General features: G+C 61.2%; 14 protein-coding genes. 9 read left to right on the top strand and 5 right to left on the bottom strand.

Features of this window, described 5'->3' with window-relative positions:
* Nucleotides 1-17 precede the first annotated feature (17 nt).
* On the top strand, nucleotides 18-785 hold the full coding sequence (gene gloB / locus KW839_RS07760) for a hydroxyacylglutathione hydrolase (protein WP_060540494.1): 768 nt from the start codon (nucleotides 18-20) through the stop codon (nucleotides 783-785).
* Between the two features lie 99 nt (nucleotides 786-884).
* A complete protein-coding gene (locus tag KW839_RS07755) occupies nucleotides 885-2,333 on the top strand; it encodes a LysM peptidoglycan-binding domain-containing protein (protein ID WP_060540493.1) in 1,449 nt (482 codons plus the stop codon).
* A 202-nt stretch (nucleotides 2,334-2,535) separates the two neighbouring features.
* Here the strand turns inward: KW839_RS07755 and KW839_RS07750 are convergent, their stop codons facing one another.
* Nucleotides 2,536-10,776 (bottom strand): calcium-binding protein, encoded by an 8,241-nt coding sequence (locus KW839_RS07750; RefSeq protein ID WP_218423911.1) that lies wholly within the window; start codon nucleotides 10,774-10,776, stop codon nucleotides 2,536-2,538.
* Nucleotides 10,777-11,004: 228 nt separating this feature from the next.
* Here KW839_RS07750 and KW839_RS07745 point away from each other — a divergent pair, with 228 nt between their 5' ends.
* The 6 genes from KW839_RS07745 to fabI are packed head-to-tail and all read left to right on the top strand — an operon-like array spanning nucleotide 11,005 to nucleotide 19,188.
* Nucleotides 11,005-12,825, top strand: coding sequence for an extracellular solute-binding protein (locus KW839_RS07745; protein ID WP_371318056.1), 1,821 nt, complete (start codon nucleotides 11,005-11,007; stop codon nucleotides 12,823-12,825).
* Nucleotides 12,822-14,663 carry an extracellular solute-binding protein gene (locus KW839_RS07740; protein WP_218423909.1) on the top strand — a complete coding sequence of 614 codons (1,842 nt, stop codon included), beginning with the start codon at nucleotides 12,822-12,824 and terminating at the stop codon, nucleotides 14,661-14,663. The genes KW839_RS07745 and KW839_RS07740 overlap by 4 nt, the downstream gene beginning before the upstream one ends.
* 4 nt (nucleotides 14,664-14,667) lie before the next feature.
* Nucleotides 14,668-15,741, top strand: coding sequence for a microcin C ABC transporter permease YejB (locus KW839_RS07735; protein ID WP_218423908.1), 1,074 nt, complete (start codon nucleotides 14,668-14,670; stop codon nucleotides 15,739-15,741).
* A 1-nt stretch (nucleotide 15,742) separates the two neighbouring features.
* A complete protein-coding gene (locus KW839_RS07730) occupies nucleotides 15,743-16,762 on the top strand; it encodes an ABC transporter permease (protein ID WP_060540489.1) in 1,020 nt (339 codons plus the stop codon).
* A gap of 1 nt (nucleotide 16,763) precedes the next feature.
* Complete coding sequence (locus tag KW839_RS07725) at nucleotides 16,764-18,374, top strand: ABC transporter ATP-binding protein (protein WP_060540488.1); 1,611 nt, start codon at nucleotides 16,764-16,766, stop codon at nucleotides 18,372-18,374.
* Between the two features lie 19 nt (nucleotides 18,375-18,393).
* Entirely contained in the window at nucleotides 18,394-19,188 is a 795-nt protein-coding gene (gene fabI, locus KW839_RS07720) for an enoyl-ACP reductase FabI (RefSeq protein WP_060540487.1), read from the top strand.
* Between the two features lie 465 nt (nucleotides 19,189-19,653).
* On the opposite strand, the gene KW839_RS07715 is transcribed toward fabI, so the two are convergent.
* On the bottom strand, nucleotides 19,654-20,523 hold the full coding sequence (locus KW839_RS07715; protein WP_060540486.1) for a LysR family transcriptional regulator: 870 nt from the start codon (nucleotides 20,521-20,523) through the stop codon (nucleotides 19,654-19,656).
* Nucleotides 20,524-20,634: 111 nt separating this feature from the next.
* Between KW839_RS07715 and KW839_RS07710 the strand changes: the two genes are divergently transcribed.
* Nucleotides 20,635-21,060 carry a VOC family protein gene (locus KW839_RS07710; protein WP_060540485.1) on the top strand — a complete coding sequence of 142 codons (426 nt, stop codon included), beginning with the start codon at nucleotides 20,635-20,637 and terminating at the stop codon, nucleotides 21,058-21,060.
* A 56-nt stretch (nucleotides 21,061-21,116) separates the two neighbouring features.
* On the opposite strand, the gene KW839_RS07705 is transcribed toward KW839_RS07710, so the two are convergent.
* From KW839_RS07705 to KW839_RS07695, 3 genes are all read right to left on the bottom strand, one after another.
* Nucleotides 21,117-21,719: a GGDEF domain-containing protein gene (locus tag KW839_RS07705; RefSeq protein WP_218423907.1), complete on the bottom strand. Its 603-nt coding sequence runs from the start codon at nucleotides 21,717-21,719 to the stop codon at nucleotides 21,117-21,119.
* Nucleotides 21,720-21,793: 74 nt separating this feature from the next.
* Entirely contained in the window at nucleotides 21,794-22,375 is a 582-nt protein-coding gene (locus tag KW839_RS07700) for a hypothetical protein (RefSeq protein ID WP_218423906.1), read from the bottom strand.
* 1 nt (nucleotide 22,376) lies between these two features.
* Entirely contained in the window at nucleotides 22,377-24,545 is a 2,169-nt protein-coding gene (locus KW839_RS07695; protein WP_060540482.1) for a xanthine dehydrogenase family protein molybdopterin-binding subunit, read from the bottom strand.
* Nucleotides 24,546-24,550: the final 5 nt, after the last annotated feature.

Below are 24,550 nucleotides of genomic sequence, written 5' to 3'. Positions count from 1 at the left end.
GCTTGGCGAATCACTCGATGATACAGATCACTGCCCTGCCCGCCTTCACTGACAACTACATCTGGTTGTTACAAGACCACAGCACCCAGCGCTGCGCCGTCGTCGATCCGGGCGACGCCGCCCCCGTACAGGCCTGGCTGGCCGCGCACCCCGGCTGGGTGTTGAGCGATATCCTGATCACTCACCACCACCATGATCACGTCGGCGGCGTCGAGCAGCTGAAAAAAGCGACGGACGCAAAGGTCAGCGGGCCGGCCAGTGAAAACATCCCGGCACGGGAGGTTGCGCTCAAGGACAACGACCGCATCAGTGTGCTTGGCTGGGAGTTCGATGTCTTCGCCGTCCCCGGCCATACCCTGGGGCATATTGCCTACTACCATCATGGCCTGCTGTTCTGCGGCGATACCCTGTTCGCCGCCGGCTGCGGACGCCTGTTCGAAGGTACGCCGCAGCAGATGCACGACTCGCTGACCCGCCTCGCCGCGTTGCCTGAGGACACCCTCGTCTACTGCACCCACGAATATACCCTGAGCAATCTGAAATTTGCCGCGGCGGTCGAACCGAACAATCCGGACATTGCCGAGCGCCTGGCCAAAGTCACTCGCCAACGAGAAGCGGGGATCATGACCCTGCCGTCGACACTGGCGCTGGAAAAGCTCACAAATCCGTTCCTGCGCACCGGCGAAACATCCGTTAAAGAAAAAGTGGACGAACGGACCGGCACCGATAACCTGGCGCCAAGCACGATCTTTGCTACGCTTCGAGCTTGGAAAGACAAGTTCTAAACAAGCGGCTGCAAGGTGTTGAAATTCTGAACGGTTGACCTCGCAAGGTGCGCTTTCTAGAATCGTCCGATATTTTTGCCCGGAACTAACTTCCAGCCAATGTCGTCACCTATTCGCAAAGCCATCAGTTCAGACGCATTGACCCGCTTGGCTCAAGCCATCGCGGTGGCTGTGTCCGCCACACTGGCGGGCTGCTCCAGCCATGCGCCGCAGACCGATGCGGCGCACACGCCGAACATCGCCGCGCGCGCCAAGCAGAAGCCGGTCTGGCTCAGCGAAAAACCAAGCCCGCAAATCCCCCAGGACGTCTGGGAGCGCATGCGCCAGGGCTTCCAGTTGCAGGACGAAGCAGGCGTCAACCCACGCATCGAGCAACAGCGCCTGTGGTTCGCCAGTAACCCGTCTTTCCTGGAAAACGCCGGCGAACGTGGCAGCCTTTATATCCACTACATCGTCGAGCGTCTTGAAACACGCAACATGCCACTGGAACTGGCCCTGCTGCCAGTGATTGAAAGCGCCTACAACCCGATGGCCTATTCCCGTGCCCACGCGGTGGGACTCTGGCAATTCATCCCCTCCACCGGGCGTTACTTCAACCTGCGCCAGACCCACTTCTATGATGGCCGTCGCGACATCACTGCCTCGACCACCGCCGCGCTGGATTACCTGACCCGCCTGCACGACATGTTCAACGGCGACTGGCTACTGGCCCTGGCCGCCTACAATGCCGGCGAAGGCACCGTCAGCCGGGCTATCGAACGCAACGAAAGACTTGGCCTGCCGACCGATTACTGGAACCTGCCGCTGCCAGCCGAAACCCAGGCTTACGTACCCAAGCTGCTGGCCCTGTCGCAAGTGGTGATGGCGCCCGAAGCCTATGGCGTGAACCTCAACCCGATCGCCAACGAACCGTATTTCCAGGTCGTCGAAATCAATCAGCGCATGGACCTGTCCAAGGTCGCTGAAGTGGCCAACATCGACGAAGACGAACTGTTCCAGCTCAACCCCGCCTTCAAGCAGCGCACCACCATCGACGGCCCGCAACACCTGCTGGTGCCGACGTCCAAGGCGCAGTTGCTGACCTCCAGCCTGCAAACCATGCGTCCGGAAGAGCTGATCAGCAAGAAGTCGCTCAAGCCGGTCTTCGAAAGTGCCGACGGTCCGGCGGTGGCAAGCGCCAAACGCAGCTACCGGGTCAAGCGCGGCGACAGCCTGGGCTCCATCGCCAAGGCCAACAACGTCGACGTCAAAGACCTGCAGCGCTGGAACAAGCTCAGCGGCAAGAACCTCAAGCCAGGCCAGAAACTGGTCATGCAGGACACTGGCAAGCGCGGCTCCGGCCGGGTCAACACGGTGGTCGCGGCCAACTCCAAGACCCGTAGCGGGAGCAAGAAGGCGCAGACCCAATACAAGGTCCAGCAAGGCGACTCGCTGTACATCGTGGCCAAGCGTTTCAATGTTGAAATGCAGCACCTCAAGCGCTGGAATCCTCGCGTGGGCAAGGCGCTCAAGCCCGGGCAAATGTTGACGGTTGCCAAGCCCCACTAAAAAGGCCCCTGAAACCAGGTAACGCTGTTCACTGAAGTGTGCACTCGATTAAGTGAACAGTATTCCCTGATATCAGGGGTTTTTTTATGGTTCGCAGACTTGAACAACCGCATCGCCCAGGATGTTTCATGCGTGCATGGCAATCCGCCAATCGACGCCCCCGTGGGCCAGCCTGGGCTGGAGCACGGGGAATCAACGAAGATCAGAGGAAGAAATCACCGGCCGCCAAGGTGGTGATGCCAGTCAGCTGGATGGCGAACTCCGCCGTGCCATCCACGTCGGTATTGCCATACAGGACCCCGGAAACCAGCTTGAGCTGGCCGGCGGCCGTGAAGTTGGCGGTCGATGCGAGCAGGGTGCCGCTGAAGGCATCGTTGGCCGCCGTGGCTCCATTGGCATCCAGTGTGGACAGATCAATCTTGTCCTGGCCCCGGACGAAACCTGAGACAACATCCCAGGCAGCACTCGTCACGCCCATCTCGGACAGGGCGTTGAAAGCAAAGATGTCGTTACCGTTGCCACCCACCAGGGTGTCCTTGCCGGCTCCACCGATCAGACGGTCGTTGCCCTCTCCCCCCGACAGACTGTCGTTACCCGCTCCGCCATCCAGTACGTTGGCAGCGCTGTTGCCCACCAGGGTGTTATTGAGGCCGTTACCGGTCCCGTTGATCGCCGAAGTCGCGGATAAGGTAAGTTTTTCCTGGTAGTTGCCCAGCGTGCGGGTAACCGAAGAGATGACCGTGTCGACACCACCATTGACCGAGTCGGAGGATTCGTTGATCACGTCCAGCGCGTTGTCCACGTAATAGGTGTCATTGCCCAGTCCGCCGGACAGCGTATCAGCCCCGAGTCCGCCATTGAGGACGTTGGCGGCGCTGTTGCCCACCAAGGTGTTGTTGAGGCCGTTACCCGTGCCGTTGATTGCCGCAGTACCGGATAAGGTCAGCGCTTCCTGGTAGTTGCCCAGCGTGCGGGAAACCGAGGCGACGACCGTGTCGACACCGCCCGCGTCGGAGGACTCATAGGTGACATCCGACACGTTGTCCACGTAATAGGTGTCGTTGCCCAGCCCGCCGGACAGCGTGTCAGCCCCGAGTCCGCCATCCAGGACGTTGGCGGCGGCGTTGCCCACCAGGGTGTTATTGAGGCCGTTCCCCGTCCCGCTGATTGCCCCGGTACCGGATAAGGTGAGCTTTTCCTGGTAGTTGCCAAGGGTGCGGGAAACCGAAGAGATGATAGTGTCGACACCGCCATTGACCGCGTCGGCGGATTCACTGATCACGTCTGACACGTTGTCCACGTAATAGGTGTCATTGCCCAGTCCGCCGGTCAGCGTGTCCGCCCCAAGTCCGCCATCCAGGACGTTGGCGGCGCTGTTGCCCACCAGCGTGTTATTGAGGCCATTGCCCGTCCCGTTGATTGCCGCAGTACCGGATAGGGTCAGCCTTTCCTGGTAGTTGCCAAGGGTGCGGGTCACCGAAGAGATGACCGTGTCGACACCGCCATTGACCGAGTCCGACGACTCATTGATCACATCCAGCACGTTGTCCACGTAATAGGTGTCGTTGCCCAGTCCGCCGGTCAGCGTATCCGCCCCGAGTCCGCCATCCAGAACGTTCGCGGCGCTGTTGCCCACCAGCGTGTTATTGAGGCCGTTACCCGTTCCGCTGATTGCCCCGGTACCGGATAAGGTGAGCTTTTCCTGATAGTTGCCAAGCGTGCGGGTCACCGAAGAGATGACCGTGTCGACACCGCCATTGACCGCGTCGGCGGACTCACTGATCACATCCAGCACGTTGTCCACGTAATAGGTGTCGTTGCCCAGTCCGCCGCTCAGCGTGTCCGCCCCGAGTCCGCCATCCAGGACGTTGGCGGCGCTGTTGCCCACCAGGGTGTTATTGAGCCCATTACCCGTCCCGTTGATTGCCACGGTACCGGTTAAGTTAAGCCTTTCCTGGTAGTTGCCAAGCGTGCGGGAAACCAAGGAATTGACCGTGTCGACACCGCCATTGACCGAGTCGGAGGACTCATTGATCACATCTGACACGTTGTCCACGTAATAGGTGTCGTTGCCCAGTCCGCCGGCCAGCGTGTCAGACCCGAGTCCGCCATCCAGCATGTTGGCTGCGCCGTTGCCGGCGAGGTTGTCCGCATAGTTTGAGCCGACAAGATTCTCGAATCCGCTCAAGGCGTCGCTACCAGAACTGCCCGTCCCCTGAACACCCGTGAGGTCCAGATTGACCGTCACGCCGCTGGTGCCCGAAATCCCGAGCCGATAGGAAACGGTGTCCGTTCCCGCGCCGCCTGCCAGGACATTGTTGCCAGTGCCGGCATACAGGACGTTATTGAGAGCATTCCCGGTCAGGTTAGCGGCCACTGCACTCATGATTTGAGCGTTTTCGACATTCTCCTCCAGCGTGTAGTTGGCCAGATAGCTATTGACGGTGTCGATGCCGTAGCTGGAGTACTCCATTACGCGGTCGCCGTCGTTGTCGACGACGTAAATGTCGTCGCCGGCGTCGCCAGACATCGAATCGGCCCCGGTGCCGCCATTCAGCAGATCGTTGCCCAGGCCACCATAGAGCGTGTCGTTGTTGCCCTCGCCGTAGAGCTGGTCATTACCGTCATCGCCATTCAAGTAGTCATTGTCCCCGCCGCCGTACAGCAGGTCCTTGCCCTTGTCGCCATACAACCAGTCATTGCCAATGTCGCCGCGCAGGGTATTGACCGCATCTGCCGCATCGGCAATGTCGTCCCCGACCCAGTTTTCGCTGTAGCCTGCACGCAGGCTGTCGTTACCATTGCCGCCGTCCAGCGTATCCGAACCGCTGCCACCCCAGAGCTCGTCATCGCCCTCGCCACCGGTTAGACGGTCGTTGCCGTTGCCCCCCAGGACGGTATCGTTGCCGGCCTGCCCGTTCAGGGTGTCGTTGCCTTGATTGCCGCTCAGATAATCGTTGCCGTCGCCGCTATTGAGTTGGTCGTCACCCCGGGCGCCGAGCAGCATGTCCGCCAATGGCGAGGATGCCAGGGTCGCGTCAGTATTGGCGGCGCCCGTGCCGAGCCTGGCCAGGATCGTCCCGGCGCTGAAGCTGGCAGGGTTGAGGGCGACGTTACCGGTGAAGAGAATCTTCAGGTCGTTCGCATCGACTAACGCATCGCGGTTGCGGTCCATGAACAACACCGTCTGGTTCGTCCCGGCATTGTAGGCAGTCCAGAACTCCAGGAATCGCGTGTCCGTCGGGTCCGCTCCGGCCAGGGCCGTGCTCTGCCCCACCGCCGCCGTGAAGCCCGCCGCGGCCGCTCCCCGCCACACCACCGGCACGTTAGATGAATACCCTCCCGCCAAGCCGTTGGTAATGCCGGTGTCGATGACGTCCCCTTGGGCGGCATTGAAATCGGTGATCAGGTCCGGGGTCGCCACCGGACTGTATAACCGGTAGCTGCTGACCAGGTTGTAGTCCTGGTTGAACATAAAATGATCGGCCCCAAGCCCGCCGGTCATGACCGCCTTGTCGCGGCTCCCGTAGCCCGCAGCAATCAGAGAGTCATCACCCTCTCCGCCCAGCAGGGTGTCGGTAAAGGCTCCCACGACACCGCCCGAAATGCCGGCAAACAGGATGTCATTGCCCGCCCCGCCCGTCAGCGAGTCGCTGCCCGCGCCACCGTCGAGCCTGTCGGCACCATCCCCGCCGTCCAGCGTGTCGTTGCCATCGTTCCCATAAAGTTGATCGTTGTCCGCATCCCCGTTGAGCCGGTCGTTGCCTGCCCCACCTGAAAGGTAGTCGTCGCCCGCCCCGCCATTGAGGATGTTCAGTGTACCCGCCGCGTCGGAGGCATAAATTTGGGTCGAGTCCATTGGGCCGTCGGCGAGAAGATAATCTGCATCGTCGCCTCCGTTCAGGGTGTCGGCCCCGCTACCGCCATATAACGAATCCTGCCCCGCGCCGCCATACAGGGCGTCGGCGCCGCTACCGCCGTACAGCCTGTCCATGCCCAGCCCGCCGAGCAGACTGTCATTGCCCGCGTCGCCGTTGACTGTATCGTCACCGTCGAGCCCATCGAGGGTGTCGTTACCGCCGAGCCCAAAGGCCAGGTCGTTCCCGGAGGACAGCGCCGGCATCGTATTGGTGTCCGCACCGGCGGTACCCACTTTCACTGTGAAGGTCCCGGCGCTGAAGCTGGCGGGGTTGAGGGCGACGTTACCGGTGAAGAGGATCTTCAGATCGTCCGCATTGACCACCGCATCCCGGTTGCGGTCCATGTACAACACCGTCTGGTTCGTCCCGGCATCGTAGGCCGTCCAGAACTCCAGGAATCGCGTGTCCGTCGGGTCCGCTCCGGCCAGGGCCGTGCTCTGCCCCACCGCCGCCGTGAAGCCCGCTGCGGCCGCTCCCCGCCACACCACCGGCACGTTCCCTGACAGGCCGTTGGTAATGCCGGTGTCGATGATGTCCCCTTGGGCGGCATTGAAATCGGTGATCAGGTCCGGGGTCGCCACCGGACTTATGCTCATCAGGCCATAGTCCTGGTTGAACATAAAATGGTCAGCCCCCAGCCCGCCGGTCATGACCGCCCTGTCGCGACTCACGTAGCCCGTCGCCATCAGCGAGTCATCACCCTCTCCGCCCAGCAGGGTATCGGTAAAGGCGCCGGCGCCCCCCAACGTATAGCCGGCACGCAGGATGTCATTGCCCGCCCCGCCCGTCAGCGAGTCGCTGCCCGCTCCACCGTCCAGCGTGTCGGCACCCTCCCCGCCGTCCAGGGTGTCGTTGCCATCGTTCCCATTAAGTTGATCGTTGTCCGCATCCCCGTTGAGCCGGTCGTTGCCTGCCCCACCGGAAAGGTAGTCGTTGCCCGCCCCACCATTGAGGACGTTCAGCGTACCCGCCGCGTCCGATGCATAGATTTGAGTCGAGTCCATTGCGCCATCGGCGAGGAGATAATCTGCATCGTCGCCTCCGTTCAGGGTGTCGGCGCCGCTACCACCATATAACCAATCGTTCCCCGCGCCGCCATACAGGACGTCGGCGCCGCTACCGCCATACAGATTATCCGCGCCCAACCCACCGACCAGGTTGTCATTGCCTGCGTCGCCGCTGACGGTATCGTCACCTTCAAGCCCATCGAGGGTGTCGTTACCGCCGAGCCCGAAGGCCAGGTCGTTACCAGAGGACAGCGCCGGCATCGTATTGGTGTCCGCGCCGGCGGTACCCACTTTCACTGTGAAGGTCCCGGCGCTGAAGCTGGCGGGATTCAGGGCGACGTTGCCGGTGAAGAGGATCTTCAGATCGTCCGCATTGACCACCGCATCCCGGTTGCGGTCCATGAACAATACCGTCTGGTTCGTCCCGGCATCGTAGGCCGTCCAGAACTCCAGGAATCGCGTGTCCGTCGGGTCCGCTCCGGCCAGGGCCGTGCTCTGCCCCACCGCCGCCGTGAAGCCCGCTTCGGACGCTCCCCGCCACACCACCGGCACGTTCCCTGACAGGCCGTTGGTAATGCCGGTGTCGATGATGTCCCCTTGGGCGGCATTGAAATCGGTGATCAGGTCCGGGGTCGCCACCGGACTTATGCTCATCAGGCCATAGTCCTGGTTGAACATAAAATGGTCAGCCCCCAGCCCGCCGGTCATGACCGCCCTGTCGCGACTCACGTAGCCCGTCGCCATCAGCGAGTCATCACCCTCTCCGCCCAGCAGGATATCGGTAAAGGCTCCCGCGCCCCCCAACGTATAGCCGGCACGCAGGATGTCATTGCCCGCCCCGCCCGTCAGCGAGTCGCTGCCCGCTCCACCGTCCAGCGTGTCGGCACCCTCCCCGCCGTCCAGGGTGTCGTTGCCATCGTTCCCATTAAGTTGATCGTTGTCCGCATCCCCGTTGAGCCGGTCGTTGCCTGCCCCACCGGAAAGGTAATCGTTGCCCGCCCCACCGTTGAGGACGTTCAGCGTACCCGCCGCGTCCGATGCATAGATTTGAGTCGAGTCCATTGCGCCATCGGCGAGGAGATAATCTGCATCGTCGCCTCCGTTCAGGGTGTCGGCGCCGCTACCACCATATAACCAATCGTTCCCCGCGCCGCCATACAGGACGTCTGCGCCGCTACCGCCATACAGATTATCCGCGCCCAACCCGCCGGACAGGCTGTCATTGCCCGCATCCCCGCTGACGGTATCGTCACCTTCAAGCCCATCGAGGGTGTCGTTACCGCCGAGCCCGAAGGCCAGGTCGTTACCAGAGGACAGCGCCGGCATCGTGTTGGTGTCCGCCCCTGCGGTACCCACCTTCACAGTGAAGGTTCCGGCGCTGAAGCTGGCGGGATTTAGGGCGACGTTGCCGGTGAAGAGGATCTTCAGGTCGTCCGAATTAACTACCGCATCCCGGTTGCGGTCCATGTACAACACCGTCTGGTTCGTCCCGGCATCGTAGGCCGTCCAGAACTCCAGGAATCGCGTGTCCGTCGGGTCCGCTCCGGCCAGGGTCGTGCTCTGCCCCACCGCCGCCGTGAAGCCCGCCGCGGCCGTTCCCCGCCACACCACCGGCACGCTCCCTGACAGACCGTTGGTAATGCCGGTGTCGATGACGTCTCCTTGGGCGGCATTGAAGTCGGTGATCAGGTCCGGGGTCGCCACCGGACTGTATGGCCGGGAAACCAGGCCGCCGTCATTGAACATGAAATGGTCGGCCCCGAGCCCGCCGGTCATGACCGCCTTGTCGCGATTCCCATAGCTCGCCACCAGAGAGTCATCACCGTCTCCGCCCAGCAAGGTATCGGTAAAGGCTCCCGCGCCCCCCAACGTATAGCCGGCACGCAGGATGTCATTGCCCGCCCCGCCCGTCAGCGAGTCGCTGCCCGCTCCACCGTCCAGCGTATCGGCACCCTCCCCGCCGTCCAGGGTGTCGTTGCCATCGTTCCCATTAAGTTGATCGTTGTCCGCATCCCCGTTGAGCCGGTCGTTGCCCGCCCCACCGGAAAGGGAGTCATTGCCCGCTCCACCATTGAGGACGTTCAGCGTACCCGCCGCGTCCACGGCATAGCTGGTAGGGGTATCCTGACCTTCGGCATTGAGATAGTCGGCGCCATCGCCGCCATTCAAGGTATCGGAACCGGAACCCCCGTTCAGCGTGTCATTCCCCGCATCCCCGTTAAGCAGGTCGTTTCCGGTGCCACCGTACAGCTGGTCGTTACCCAAACCTCCACTCAAGGTGTCATTGCCGGCCAAGGCATAGGCCTGGTTGTCGGCGCCGTTGCCGGTGTAGGAATCTGCTGCGGCCGTGCCGCGCCAAGCCACAAAATTGTCGGCAAAGTCGTTAAAGACGAGAGAGGTTTTCCCGGTTGCGGCATTGGAGAGATGAATCAGCAGGTCGGTCTCGCTGAACTGCCCGTCATCGTTGCCATCCACCCAGACTTCCAGGCGGCCGGCGGCGGCATTGTTTCGCCAATAGACGTCGACAAATCCGTCGCCGGCGTTGATTGAGTCCTGCGTACCGGAGTTTCCTCCCGTGTAATAGAAACTGAGTGAACTGCTGTTGAACACCAGGGCCTTGCCGTTGATGTTGCTGATACCCGGCAGATCGATGAGATCGCCTGTCGCGAAGTCGGCAATCGTATCCACCGTGGTGGGAGATGAATCGGTTCGAGGCGAACCCAGGCCGAAAACGAACCGGTCATTGCCGGCACCGCCCACCAGGGTGTCGCCATCCAGCCCTCCCGCCAGCGTATCCGCCCCCCCACCGCCCACCAGATTATCGCTGCCGGCGCCCCCGAATAAGCTGTCCCCGGCGGCCCCGCCCGTCAGACTGTCCGCGCCCGCGCCACCCTGGGCGTTCAGGCTGTAGGTAATCGTGCTTGCGTCCAGATACAGCGCATCCGTCTGTCCCTGAGCTGTAGCATCGAATGTCACCGGGTTGTTTGCCGTGGAAAAAACAGCATTATTGAGTTGCAGGCGAACGGTCCCGCCCTGGCCAAAAACGAATTTTTCAACGCCGGTGACCGTGGTGGCTCCCAGGCTGACAATCGATGCGTAGTTGCCCCAAAGATGCAGTTCATCGGCCACGCCTGTGCCACCATCGATTGAATCGGCGGCAGTCAGGCTGCTTCCAGCGAGGATGAGGTCGTCCCCGGCTCCAGCGGAGACCGAGTCATTCCCGCCAGCGCGCAAATCCAGTTGATCCGACTGCGACGTGCCGATCAGGGAATCCGCTCCAGAGGTGCCTTGTCTGAAAACCGAGTTATCCGAGAAAACGAAGTGCGTGCCATTGAATGCGCCTGCCGCCAGACCTGTCAGGCGAACGGTCTGCCCACCAAAGGTGACTAGCGTATCCGCCCCGGATGCCGCCAACACCAAGCCCCGCGCCCCTCCTGTAAAGGAGAGAGAGTCGTTGTTGAGGTTAAACGACGAGAGCGTGGTATTCGCAACATTCGAAAAAATGTAAACGGTCATGAGCAGGCGGCTCCGAAGCAGCTGTTATAAGGCGCCTGATCTTTATGAAAGAACGCCGGATTAGATTTTTTATTGACTAGATAGTAGCAAATAGCCACAGAATATGCAGGCCTGTACTTGCCCTCGCACGGCGCATTTACCCCCCATCTTTTTCCTGCCCATACAAGCTGTTACTGTACGATCCACAGCCCAAGCCGCCCGGATCGGATTCCATATTTGAAGCGCCCCCTGCTCCTGTTCCTGATCAGCCTGGCCTTGAGCTCCACCGCAAGCGCGACGATCAGCGAAAGCCATGGTTATGCGCAGTTCGGCACGCTCAAGTATCCGGCCCGATTTACCCACTTCGACTGGGTGAACCCGCAAGCACCCAAGGGCGGTACGTTGCGGGTCATGGCGTTTGGCACCTTCGATACGCTCAACCCGTACACTTTCAAGGGGACCAGCCCGGTCACCACCCCCGGCTTCCTGCAATACGGCATCAACGAACTCAACGAACCGCTGATGGTCGGCACTGGCCAGTACGCGCCATCCGGCGATGAGCCGGCGTCCAGTTATGGCCTGATCGCTCGCTCGGTGGAGTACAGCGAAGACCGCAGTTGGGTGGTGTTCAATCTTCGCCCTGAAGCACGTTTTCATGACGGCACCCCAATCACCGCCTACGACGTCGCGTTCTCCTACCGTCTACTGCTCAAGGAAGGCCACCCGCTGTACCGCACCAGCCTGCAGGAAGTGCTGCGGGTCGATATCCTCAACCCGCAGCGCATTCGCTTTGTGTTCAAGCGCGCCGGCAATCCGTTGTTGATCCTGCGTTTGGGCGAGCTGCCAGTGCTACCGCAGCATTACTGGAAAAATCGCGATTTCAAGGCCACCACCTTCGAACCGCCTCTGGGCAGCGGGCCCTACCGCATTACCTCAGTCACGCCGGGGCGGCAGATCGTCTTCGAACGGGTCAAGGACTACTGGGGCAAGGACCTGCCGGTCAATCGCGGCAAGTACAACTTCAATCGCATGGAGGTCGACTTCTACCGCGATAGCGGCGTGGCTTTCGAAGCGTTCAAGGCTGGCGAGTTCGACATCTATATCGAACATCAGGCGAAGAACTGGGACACCGGCTACAACTTCCCGGCAATTCGCCGTGGCGAAGTGATCAAGGCGCAGATCCCCCATCAGATCCCGACCCAGACCCAGGGCCTGTTCATCAACAGCCGCCGCCCGGCATTCGCCCAGGACAAGGTCCGTGAAGCGCTGGGACTGATGTTCGACTTCGAGTGGACCAATCGCACCCTGTTCAGCGGCGCCTACAAGCGCGCCATGAGCTACTACCCCAACAGCGAGTTCTCCGCCACCGGTTTGCCGGTCGGGCATGAATGGCTGCTGCTCAAGCCCTGGCGCGAACAGTTGCCGGCCAGGCTGTTCACCGAGCCATTCACCTTGCCGCAAACCGATGGTCGCGGCATTCCCCGGGAAACCCTGCGCAAGGCCCTGGGCCTGCTCGCCGAAGCCGGCTGGAAGCTCAATGGCCAGCGCCTGCAGAACGCTGCCGGGCAGCCGCTGCGAGTGGAGTTGTTGCTGGTCAACCCGAACCTGGAACGCATTCTCCAGCCCTACGTCGAGAACCTCGCCAGCATCGGCGTCGATGCACGGCTGCGCACCGTCGATCGCGCCCAATACAAGCAGCGCCTCGACCAGTTCGACTTCGACATGATCCTGATGACCCTCAACCAGACCCTCAGCCCGGGCCTGGAGCAATGGCAGTACTTCCATTCCAGTCAGACTACCGTCAAGGGCAGCAAGAACTACGCGGGCATCGCCAACCCTGTGGTCGATCACCTGCTCGAACAATTGCTCGCGGCAAAGACCCGCGATGAGCAAGTCGCCGCCGGCAAAGCCCTCGACCGGGTGCTGCTGTGGCAGCACTTCATCATTCCCAACTGGTACCTCAATAATCACCGCCTGGCCTACCGCAGCCGGCTGGCCTTCGTCACCACGCCGCCCTACACCCTGGGCTTGAACACGTGGTGGCTGAAGTCTTCGGAGAAAGATCAATGAAACCTGTACGCGCCCTGCTCCTGCAGGCCAGCGGCCTGTTGTTCGCCGGGCTGGCCTGCGCCGCCCCGCAACACGCCCTGACCCTGTACAACGAGCCGCCGAAATACCCGGCAGGCTTCAAGCACTTCGACTACGTCAACCCCGACGCCCCCAAGGGCGGGATCTTCCGTCAGGCCGGCTTCGGCGGCTTCGACAGCCTCAACCCTTTCATCAGCAAGGGTGTGCCGGCCGACGATATCGGCATGATCTACGACACCCTGGCCAAACAGGGCCTGGACGAGCCGTTCACCGAGTACGGCCTGATCGCCGGGCAGATCGAAAAAGCCCCGGACAACAGCTGGGTGCGCTTCTACCTGCGCCCCGAAGCACGCTTCCACGACGGCCATCCGGTCCGCGCCGAAGACGTGGTGTTCAGCTTCCAGATGCTGACCAAGGACGGCGCTCCGATGTATCGCGGCTACTACAACGACGTGGCAGAAGTGATCGCCGAAGATCCCCTGCGCGTGCTGTTCAAGTTCAAGCACAGCAACAACCGCGAACTGCCGCTGATCCTTGGCCAGTTGCCGGTGCTGCCCAAGCACTGGTGGGCAGAACGCGACTTCAACAAGGGCAACCTGGAAATCCCCCTGGGCAGCGGCCCGTACAAGGTCAGCGAAGTCAAAGCCGGGCGCTCGATACGTTATGAGCGGGTCAAGGACTACTGGGGCAAGGACCTGCCGGTCAACCGAGGCTTCTATAACTTCGACGTCATGACCACCGACTATTACCGGGATAACACCGTCGCCCTGGAAGCGCTCAAGGCCGGGCAGTTCGATTTCTGGCAGGAAATGTCGGCAAAAAACTGGGCCAACGCCTACAACATCCCGGCGGTCAGTGAAGGCCGCATGGTCAAGGAACAGATCGCCAACGGCAACCCGACCGGCATGCAAGGTTTCGTCTTCAACCTGCGTCGCCCACTGTTCCAGGACGTGCGCGTGCGTCAGGCGCTGACGCTGATGCTGGACTTCGAATGGACCAACAAGCAGCTGTTCAACGGCGCCTACGCCCGCACCCGCAGCTATTTCGAGAACTCGGAAATGGCCGCCACCGGCCTGCCCGATGCCGATCAGCTGGCGATCCTCGATCCGTTTCGCAGTCAGTTGCCCACGCAGGTATTCGACGCGGCCTTTGAAAACCCGAAAACCGATGGCAGCGGCATGATCCGCACCCAGCAGCGGCAAGCCTACCAACTGCTGCAGGATGCCGGCTGGCGCATCGTCGACGACAAGATGGTCGATACCACCGGCAAACCGGTGGTCATCGAATTTCTTTTGGCCCAGACCGAATTCGAACGGGTGCTGCTGCCGTTCAAACGCAACCTGAGCGACCTGGGCATCGACCTGGTGATCCGCCGGGTCGACGTCTCGCAATACATCAACCGCGTACGCTCGCGGGACTTCGACATGATCGTCGGCAGCTTCCCGCAGTCCAGCTCGCCGGGCAACGAGCAGCGCGAATTCTGGATGACGGCCGCCGCCGACAAACCCGGCAGCCGCAATTCCATGGGCCTCAAGGACCCGGTGGTCGACCAACTGGTCGAACAACTGATCAACGCCGACTCGCGCAAGAGCCTGGTGGCCCACGCCCGAGCGCTGGACCGTGTGCTGCAATGGGGCTATTACGTCATACCCAACTGGCACATCAAGACCTGGCGCGTGGCGTACTGGAACCACATCGGCCATCCAAAAGTCTCGCCAACATATGACATCGGCACGGCCACCTGGTGGGTCAAGCCCGACATCACGCCGGCGATAGAAGTCGAAACCAAACTGCAGACTGATCCTGCGGGCACGGAGTAATCAGATGCTGGCGTATATTTTTCGGCGACTGCTGCTGATCATTCCGACCTTGTTCGGCATTCTGCTGATCAACTTCGTGATCATCCAGGCGGCCCCAGGCGGGCCTGTGGAGCAGATGATCGCCAAGCTCGAAGGTTTCGAAGGCGCCACCAGCCGCATTGCCGGTGGCGGCGCCGAAGTCTCGGTGGCGGGCTCGGCCTATCGCGGCGCCCAGGGCCTGGACCCGGCGCTGATCAAGGAAATCGAGCACATGTACGGCTTCGACAAATCGGCACCGGAACGCTTGTGGATCATGGTCAAGAACTATGCGTCCCTGGATTTCGGCGACAGCTTCTTCCGCGACGCCCGGGTCATCGACCTGATCAAGGAAAAGATGCCGGTGTCGATCTCCCTCGGGTTGTGGAGCACCCTGATCATGTACCTGGTGTCGATCCCCCTGGGGATCGCCAAGGCCACGCGCCATGGCAGCCACTTCGACGTGTGGACCAGCTCGGCGATCATCGTCGGCTACGCGATCCCCGCCTTCCTGTTTGCCATCCTGCTGATCGTGGTATTCGCCGGCGGCAGTTATCTGGACTGGTTCCCCTTGCGCGGGCTGACATCGAACAACTTCGATGAGCTGAGCATGGGCGGCAAGATCCTCGATTACTTCTGGCACCTGGCCCTGCCGGTGACCGCGCTGGTGATCGGCAACTTCGCGACCATGACCCTGCTGACCAAAAACAGCTTCCTCGACGAGATCAACAAACAGTACGTGGTCACCGCCAAGGCCAAGGGCCTGACCAACCACCGCGTGCTGTATGGCCATGTGTTCCGCAACGCGATGCTGCTGGTGATCGCCGGATTCCCGTCGGCCTTCATCGGCATCTTCTTCACCGGTTCGCTGCTGGTCGAGGTGATCTTCTCCCTCGACGGCCTCGGCCTGATGAGTTTCGAAGCGGCGATCAACCGCGACTACCCGGTGGTGTTCAGCACGTTGTTCATCTTCACCTTGCTGGGACTGGTGGTGAAATTGATCGGCGACCTGACCTACACCTTTGTCGATCCACGCATCGATTTCGAAAGCCGGGAGCATTGAGATGAACCTGTCCCCCCTCAATCGCCGCCGCTTCGAACTGTTCAAGGCCAACCGCCGTGGCTGGTGGTCACTGTGGCTGTTCCTGATCCTGTTTGGCGCCAGCCTCGGCGCCGAGCTGATCGCCAACGACAAACCGCTGGCCGTGCACTACGACAACGGCTGGTATTTCCCGGCCCTCAAGCGCTACCCGGAAACCACCTTCGGCGGTGAATTTCCGCTGGAAGCCAACTACAAGAGCCCGTACATCCGTGAACTACTCAAGGCCAAGGACGCCTGGGTGCTGTGGGCGCCGATCCCCTACAGCTACCAGAGCATCAACTACGACCTGAAGGTTCCGGCGCCGGCGCCCCCTTCGATGGACAACCTGCTGGGCACCGACGACCAGGGCCGCGATGTGCTGGCCCGGGTGATCTATGGTTTTCGCATCTCGGTACTGTTTGCCCTGACCCTGACCGTGCTCAGCTCGATCATCGGTGTGATCGCCGGTGCCCTGCAGGGTTTCTATGGTGGCTGGGTCGACCTGGCCGGCCAGCGCTTCCTGGAAATCTGGTCCGGGCTGCCGGTGTTGTATCTGCTGATCATCCTCGCCAGTTTCGTCCAGCCGAACTTCTGGTGGCTGCTGGGGATCATGCTGCTGTTCTCGTGGATGAGTCTGGTGGACGTGGTGCGCGCCGAGTTCCTGCGCGGGCGTAACCTGGAATACGTGCGCGCCGCCCGCGCCCTGGGCATGCAGAACGGTGCGATCATGTTCCGCCACATCCTGCCCAACGCTATGGTCTCGACCATGACCTTCATGCCGTTCATTCTCACCGGCGCCATCGGCACCCTGACCGCCCTGGATTTCCTCGGCTTCGGCCTGCCGGCGGGCAGCCCGTCCCTGGGTGAGCTGGTGGCCCAGGGCAAGTCCAACCTGCAAGCGCCATGGCTGGGAATCAGCGCGTTTACCGTGCTGGCATTGATGTTGAGTCTGCTGGTGTTCATCGGCGAGTCCGCTCGCGATGCCTTCGACCCGAGGAAGTGAAATGAATCAGGACAATCTGATCGAAGTGCGCGACCTGTCAGTCGAATTCGTCGTCGGCAATCGCTGCCAGCGAGCGGTCGAAGGCATCAGTTTCGATATCAAACGCGGTGAAACCCTGGCCTTGGTGGGCGAAAGCGGCTCCGGCAAATCGGTGACCGCGCACTCGATCCTGCGCCTGCTGCCCTACCCGCTGGCCCGGCATCCGTCCGGCACCATCGAATATTCAGGGCGTAACCTGTTGAGCCTGGATGAAAAAACCATCCGCCACATCCGCGGCAACCGGATCGCCATGATCTTCCAGGAGCCGATGACCTCGCTCAATCCGCTGCATTCGATCGAGAAGCAGATCAACGAGATATTGGGTATCCACAAGGGCCTGGTCGGCAAGGCCGCGACCAGGCGCACCCTTGAGCTACTGGAATTGGTCGGCATCCCCGAGCCGCACAAACGCCTCAAGGCCCTGCCCCACGAATTGTCCGGCGGCCAGCGCCAACGGGTGATGATCGCCATGGCCCTGGCCAATGAGCCGGAACTGCTGATCGCCGACGAGCCAACCACTGCGCTGGACGTGACCGTTCAGCTGAAAATCCTCGAATTGCTCAAGGAACTGCAGGCGCGCCTGGGCATGGCCTTGCTGCTGATCAGCCACGATTTGAACCTTGTGCGAAGAATTGCGCATCGCGTATGTGTCATGCAGCGAGGTTGCATCGTCGAACAGGCATCGTGTGAACAATTGTTCCGCGCGCCGCAGCATCCGTACACTCGGGAACTGCTGGCAGCGGAGCCCAGCGGGACGCCTGCGACCAACGTGATCGGCCCGCCCTTGCTGCAAGTCGAGGACCTGAAAGTCTGGTTCCCGATCAAGAAAGGCCTGCTCAAGCGGACGGTGGACTACGTCAAGGCAGTGGACGGCATCAATTTCAGCCTGCCCCAGGGCCAGACTCTGGGGATTGTGGGGGAAAGCGGTTCCGGCAAATCCACGTTGGGCCTGGCGATTTTGCGGCTGATCGGCAGCAAAGGCGCGATCCGTTTTGAAGGCAAGCAGCTAGACTGCCTGACGCAGAACGAGGTTCGCCCGTTGCGTCGGGAGATGCAGGTGGTATTTCAGGACCCGTTTGGCAGCCTGAGCCCGCGGATGTGCGTGAGCGACATCGTTGGCGAAGGCCTGCGGATTCACAAGATGGGCAGCGCCGCCGAGCAGGAAACGGCGATAATTGCGGCATTGAAGGAGGTAGGTCTGGATCCGGAAACCCGGCACCGCTACCCCCACGAATTTTCCGGTGGGCAACGGCAGCGAATCGCCATTGCCCGGGCTTTGGTGCTGAAACCGGCGCTGATCCTGCTGGACGAGCCGACTTCGGCGCTCGACCGGACGGTGCAGCGGCAAGTGGTGGAGCTGTTGCGTTCACTGCAAGCCAAGTACAACCTGACGTATTTGTTCATCAGCCATGATCTGGCTGTTGTTAAAGCGCTGAGCCACCAGTTGATGGTGGTCAAGCATGGCCAAGTGGTCGAACAGGGAGACGCGCAAGCTATCTTTGCCGCCCCCCAACATCCGTATACACAGCAGTTGCTGGAAGCCGCTTTTTTGGCACCAGCCACTGCGCAATAACCTGAAAGAGGAGCAACACATGGGTTTTCTCGCCGGTAAGCGCGTACTGATCGTCGGTGTCGCCAGCAAGCTGTCCATCGCATCCGGCATCGCTGCCGCCATGCATCGCGAGGGCGCTGAGCTTGCCTTCACTTATCAGAACGACAAACTGAAAGGTCGTGTCGAAGAATTCGCACAAGGCTGGGGTTCGAGCCCTGAGCTGTGCTTCCCGTGCGACGTGGCCAGCGATGAAGAAATCGCCAAGGTCTTCGAAGAATTGAGCAAGAAGTGGGACGGCCTGGACTGCATCGTGCACTCCGTGGGCTTCGCCCCGGGCGACCAACTGGACGGCGACTTCACCGAAGCCACCACCCGTGAAGGTTTCCGCATCGCTCACGACATCAGCGCCTACAGCTTCGTGGCCCTGGCCAAGGCTGGCCGCGAAATGATGAAAGGCCGCAACGGCAGCCTGCTGACCCTGTCGTACCTGGGTGCCGAGCGCACCATGCCTAACTACAACGTAATGGGCATGGCCAAGGCTTCGCTGGAAGCTGGCGTACGTTACCTGGCCGGCTCCCTGGGCCCGGACGGCACCCGCGTGAACTGCGTATCGGCTGGCCCGATCCGCACCCTCGCCGCTTCCGGCATCAAGAACTTCCGCAAGATGCTGGCCGCCAACGAAGCGCAAACCCCGCTGCGTCGCAACGTCACCATCGACGAAGTCGGCAACGCCGGCGCCTTCCTGTGCTCGGACCTGGCGTCGGGCATCAGCGGCGAAATCATGTACGTGGACGGTGGTTTCAACACCACGGCCATGGGCAGCATCGAAGAGTAATCTTCGACCGGCCTGAAAAAACCCGCCTTTTGGCGGGTTTTTTGTGCCTGCGATTTCGCCGCACGCGCAGAATCTGTGGGAGCTGGCCTGCTGGCGATTAGGCCGGCACATCCAGCATCAAGGGCGACTGACACGCAGCCATCGCCGGCAAGCCAGCTCCCACAGGGATTGTTCGCCAGCCGTGATTTTTTGTGTTCACTGAAGATCAAACTGTGGGAGATAGCCTGCTGGCGATGTGGCCGGCACATCCAGCATCAAGGGCGACTGACACGCCGCCATCGCCGGCAGGCCAGCTCCCACAGGGATTGTTTTCCGGCCAGATTTTTTGTGATCACTGAAGATCAAATTGTGGGAGCGGGCTTGCTCGCGAAGGCAGTGTGTCAGCCAACAATGATTATGAATGTGCCCGCGCTCATCGTCGGAACGCCGCCCCGAGCAAGCCTGTTCCCACAGGAGGATGTGTGTTTAATCAACGATCTGTGTGTCCAGGCACTTGGCAAACAATTGCTGTATCGGCTGCGTCCGCTGGCTGTATCGTTGCAGCAGCACTATCTCCCGATAGAACGTCAACGCCCCCAACCGAATGATCCGCACCTTTGCTCCATGCTCGAGCCACAACCCCGCCTCGGGCAGCAGCGATACACCCAATCCGCATTCGACCATTTTCACAATGGCCTCCAGCTCATCCAGTTCCAGCGCGACATGCACATCGAGTTGCTGTTCACGCAGGAACCGCGTCACCAGACGCCCGCCGAAGGAGTTGCGGTCGTAGCGTACATGCGCATGCTCGGCCAGCAGTTGCAGCGGATCGTCCCCTTCAAGCTGCGCCGGCACAATCAGTACGAACGGCTCTTTGCGGATGACTTGTATCGACAGTTCCTTGGGCAATTCGAATGGCGGTTTGATCACAATGGCCAAATCCACTTCGCCGGTATCGACCTGGCTCAACAGGTTCAACGAAACACCGGGCACCAGTTTCGCTTCCAGCAACGGTGCCTGTTGACGCAAACGCAGCAGGGCCTGTGGCAGTAATCCAGTCTGCACCGTGGCCACTGCACCGATTTTCAGTTCGCCGCGAAAATCGCTGACATCCTCGCTGACAGCCATGCGTGCGAAAATGTCCAGCATCTCCCGGGCCATCGGCAACGCACGCTGGCCGGCGGCATTGAGCAATGCCTGGCGTCCTGTGCGATCGAACAGACGAATACCCAGCGCTTGTTCCAGGTTGCGGATCTGCGCACTCACCGCCGACTGGGTCAAGCCTGTGTGCATGCCTGCCGCAGCAAAGGTGCCGTAGCGCGTCACGGCAATGAAGGTTTTCAGTTCGCGCAACATAGGCTTCTCGACTGATCGAAATAATTTGAGCTCGCTGCAAAAACTATCGTCTTTCAATCGAAATGCACAGGGGTAAACTCAGACTCAACTGCAGACAGTCGAGAAGAGCCCATGCAACTATCCCCGTTTCACCTGGCCATCCCGGTTTACGACCTGAATGCCGCACGCACCTTCTACGGGCAAGTGTTCGGTCTGGAAGAAGGTCGCTCCAGCGACCATTGGGTGGATTTCAATTTCTTCGGCCATCAACTGGTCATTCACCTGGCGCCGAAAAACGCCTCCCAGGAAGCTGCGCACACCAATGCCGTAGACGGTCACAACGTGCCGGTACCGCACTTTGGCGTGGTATTGGGCATGCCCGAATGGGAAGCACTGGCACAGCGCCTGCAAGCACTGGGCACTGACTTCGTGATCGAACCGGGCATCCGTTTTCAGGGGTTGGTGGGCGAGCAAGCGACGATGTTTCTGTTCGATCCGTGCGGGAATGCCCTGGAGTTCAAGGCATTCAAGGACATCGATCAGTTATTCGCCAAATGAATTCTGCCTGCCCTGACACCTGAGCTGAGCTGAGCTGAGCGAAGCCATGACTGATCTTAAAATTCGATCGTGCCTTGATGACAAATATCATCGAGAGCCGCCATTAAGCGCTCCACCGAACGATGGATGTCGGGGTCGAATTCGAGCTGAGCGATACTGAAGCGGATGTCATAACCGCGATGCAGCGTCCCGTTGCGCTCGTCGAGAATCTCTTCGAGCCGCGCCCTGATCGCGCTGATTTCCACGGCGCCGGACCCGGTCAGCAACGCAGCGAACTCATCGCTACCCAGCCGGCCGATCACGTCGCTCTCACGAAAAGCGATACGCAGCACATCGGCAAAGGTTTTCAGCGCATCGTCGCCTTCGGTGCGGCCATACAGTTCGTTGATACGTTTAAACTGATCGAGATCGAAAAACAGCAGGGTCGCCGGTTTGTCCAGTTCCTGACACGCATCCAGCCCAAGCTGCGCCAAGGCCTGAAAGCCATGCCGATTCGAGAGCAACGTCAACTCATCCATGCTTGCCATTTGCACAGCCATCAACTCCCGTTCGGCTTCGCGTGCCAGATCCCGTAGCCGTTCGCGCTGCTGCAGCGCACTGTCGAAAACCTTGGTCGCGGCACCCAAGCCTGTTGTAACCGGATTGCCTGGAGTAATCATCATCCACTCCGTTGAAGGGTATACACATTAGAGATGGCAATGACCGGTTTGACTCCCGCCAGGACTACCGCTGGTCAGCTGCCCTCCAGTGGACATGGCCCTCCGGCGCCAGCCCAGAGCTTGAATTGAGTGACGAAGATGTCGTGCGGCACCGGCACGGGCGCACGGTTGCCGCCCGGATTCCAGCCCCACAGCACCAGTTTGTCATCACTGACGTGCTTGATCAGCGCCGCGAAATCCCGATCGCCATTGCCGGAACGGTCCTTGATCATCGCGCACAAGCGGTCGGCCGGCAGGCCGATCCAGGCCATGCGCTGCGCGGCCGGCGGCAGGCTCCAGTGCGGTGCGCCCGGAGGCGCGTGGGGGCCGTAACTGGCAGGCGGATTGCTTTCGCCATGGCACGAGGCACAGGGTAAACCGGCCGCCCCCTTGCCATCCAACCCGCGCACCACGTTCATCCCATGGGGAATCCCGGCATCGAATTGCAGTGGTGAGTCACCCGGAATGTGGCAGTTCTGGCAGCGCGGGCTCTGGAAAACCTTCTGCACGGTACCGAACGCCTGCAAGGCTTCCCGGTCGTCAGCCAACAGCTCGGTTGCATAGATAAACAGGCCAATCAGCAGCACCGCCCCGCGTAGCCAATGATGTCGTTTCATCTCACACCCCCGACAACTGCAGCGGCAACTCGCGCAAACGCTGGCCAGTCAGGGCATACACCGCATTGGAGACTGCCGGCGCCGTCGGCGGCACACCCGCCTCGCCTATGCCGCCCGGCTTGTCGCTGCTGGGCACGATGTGCACTTCCACCACCGGCATCTCGTTGAGCCGCAGCACCTGATAGTCGTGATAGTTGGACTGCACCACCTGCCCGTCCTTGATCGTCAGTTTGCTGTGCAAGGCAAACCCGAGGCCGAAGGTGATACACGACTCCATCTGCGCGGCAATGCTCTGCGGGTTGACCGCAATGCCGCAGTCCACCGCACACACCACCCGGTGCACACGAATTACCAGGTTGTCCTGGGACACCTCGGCGACCTGCGCCACGTAGCTGCCGAAGGATTCATGCACCGCCACGCCCAAGGCATGACCATCCGGCAAAGGCGCTTTCCAGTCGGCCCTCTCCACAGCCAGGTTCAACACGCCAAGATGGCGCGGATGGTCCTTGAGCAAGGTGCGTCGATACTCGACCGGATCCTTGCCGGCAGCGGCGGCCATTTCGTCGATCAATGACTCCATGACGAATGCGGTGTGGCTGTGACCCACAGAGCGCAACCACAGCACGCTGATCCCGGTTTGCGGTGAATGCAGTTCGACCTGATGATTGGCCAGGCCCTTGATATACGGGCTGTCGGCGACGCCTTCGACGGAGGTCTTGTCGATGCCGTCCTTGACCATCGTCGCTTCGAGGGAGGTGCCGGCCATGATCGACTGGCCGACCAGCACGTGTTTCCAGGCCAACGGCAAGCCATTGGCTCCCAGGCCAATCCTGGCATGGTGCAGGAACGCCGAGCGGTAATAGCCGCCTCGGATGTCATCCTCCCGCGCCCACACGGTTTTCACCGGCCCGCCCGCCGCCTTGGCGACATACACCGCTTCGCTGACGAAATCCGAAGTCGGATTGGCCCGGCGCCCGAATCCGCCACCAAGAAACTCAGTGTGAATCTCGACCTGCTCGGGTCTGAGCCCGGTGATTTTCCCCGCGATCATCTGGTCCAGGGTCTGGAACTGCGTACCGGTCCAGATCTCGCACTTGTCCTGGCTGATGCGCACCGTGCAGTTGAGCGGCTCCATCGGTGCGTGGGCCAGAAAAGGCACGTTGTATTCGACGTCGATGGTCTTCGCCGCCTTCGCCAGCGCCGCCTGAGTATCGCCCGCCTTGCCCGCGTCCAGCCCCTGTGTGGCAGCAAGTTTGCGGAAACTTTCCAGCATGGCGCCGCTGTCGAGCCCGGCATTGGGCCCCGCCTCCCACTCGATTTTCAGCGCATCGCGGCCCAGCTTCGCCGCCCAGTAGTGATCGGCGATGACCGCCACCCCCGTCGGCACCTCCACCACTTTATGCACGCCGGGAATCGCCAAGGCCCCGGCACCTTCGAAGGACTTCAGGCTACCGCCGAACACCGGCGGCCGGGCAACCATGGCCGTCATCAAGCCGTCGAACTGCACGTCCATGCCGAACTTCGCCCGGCCGCTGATTTTTTCCGGGGTGTCCAGGCGTTGTGTGGGTTTGCCGATCAGCCGCCAGTCCTTCGCCTCCTTGAGTTTGATCGAGGTTGGGTCAGGCATGGGGAGCTTGCCGGCGTCATCGGCCAGCTCGCCATAAGTCGCGCGGTGTTCACCGGCAATCACGATGCCCGACTCGGTGTGGATTGCCGACGGTGCAACGTTGAAACGCTTGGCGGCAGCCTCGATCAACATCAGGCGAGCGGCTGCACCCGCCTGGCGGTAACGGTCGAACTCCATCCAGGTCGAGGTCGAGCCGCCGGTGATCTGCATCCCGCCAAACCCGGCCATGCCGTAATCGGCGGCCGATGCCGGGGAGTGCTCGACGCGGATTTTCGACCAGTCGGCGTCCAGTTCTTCGGCAATCAGCATGGTCAGGCCGGTCCAGATGCCCTGGCCCATTTCCGAATGACCAAGCAGTACGGTGACGCTGTTGTCATTGCCGATGCGCAGGAAGGCATTGGGGGCGAACACGTTGCCCTGATTCTCTGCGCCCATGGCAAAACGGTGTGCCCCGGGAATGACAAACGCCACCACCAGACCGCCACCGAGCAAAGCACTGCCCTTGAGAAAGCCACGACGCGATAACGGATTGCCCGGGTTCATGGTCG

It is taken from the genome of Pseudomonas sp. PDM31, from assembly GCF_019218965.1.
Classification (GTDB): Bacteria; Pseudomonadota; Gammaproteobacteria; order Pseudomonadales; family Pseudomonadaceae; genus Aquipseudomonas.
This window is presented reverse-complemented; position numbering and strand designations above follow the sequence as displayed.

Bases quoted from the DNA above. Each gene is read 5' to 3' on its own strand.
- KW839_RS07725 (WP_060540488.1), top strand. From the start codon at position 16,764: ATGAATCAGGACAATCTGATCGAAGTGCGCGACCTGTCAGTCGAATTC.
- KW839_RS07755 (WP_060540493.1), top strand. From the start codon at position 885: ATGTCGTCACCTATTCGCAAAGCCATCAGTTCAGACGCATTGACCCGC.
- KW839_RS07705 (WP_218423907.1), bottom strand. From the start codon at position 21,719: ATGATTACTCCAGGCAATCCGGTTACAACAGGCTTGGGTGCCGCGACC.
- KW839_RS07735 (WP_218423908.1), top strand. From the start codon at position 14,668: ATGCTGGCGTATATTTTTCGGCGACTGCTGCTGATCATTCCGACCTTG.
- KW839_RS07715 (WP_060540486.1), bottom strand. From the start codon at position 20,523: ATGTTGCGCGAACTGAAAACCTTCATTGCCGTGACGCGCTACGGCACC.
- KW839_RS07750 (WP_218423911.1), bottom strand. From the start codon at position 10,776: ATGACCGTTTACATTTTTTCGAATGTTGCGAATACCACGCTCTCGTCG.
- KW839_RS07740 (WP_218423909.1), top strand. From the start codon at position 12,822: ATGAAACCTGTACGCGCCCTGCTCCTGCAGGCCAGCGGCCTGTTGTTC.
- KW839_RS07710 (WP_060540485.1), top strand. From the start codon at position 20,635: ATGCAACTATCCCCGTTTCACCTGGCCATCCCGGTTTACGACCTGAAT.
- gloB (WP_060540494.1), top strand. From the start codon at position 18: ATGATACAGATCACTGCCCTGCCCGCCTTCACTGACAACTACATCTGG.
- KW839_RS07730 (WP_060540489.1), top strand. From the start codon at position 15,743: ATGAACCTGTCCCCCCTCAATCGCCGCCGCTTCGAACTGTTCAAGGCC.
- KW839_RS07700 (WP_218423906.1), bottom strand. From the start codon at position 22,375: ATGAAACGACATCATTGGCTACGCGGGGCGGTGCTGCTGATTGGCCTG.
- KW839_RS07695 (WP_060540482.1), bottom strand. From the start codon at position 24,545: ATGAACCCGGGCAATCCGTTATCGCGTCGTGGCTTTCTCAAGGGCAGT.
- fabI (WP_060540487.1), top strand. From the start codon at position 18,394: ATGGGTTTTCTCGCCGGTAAGCGCGTACTGATCGTCGGTGTCGCCAGC.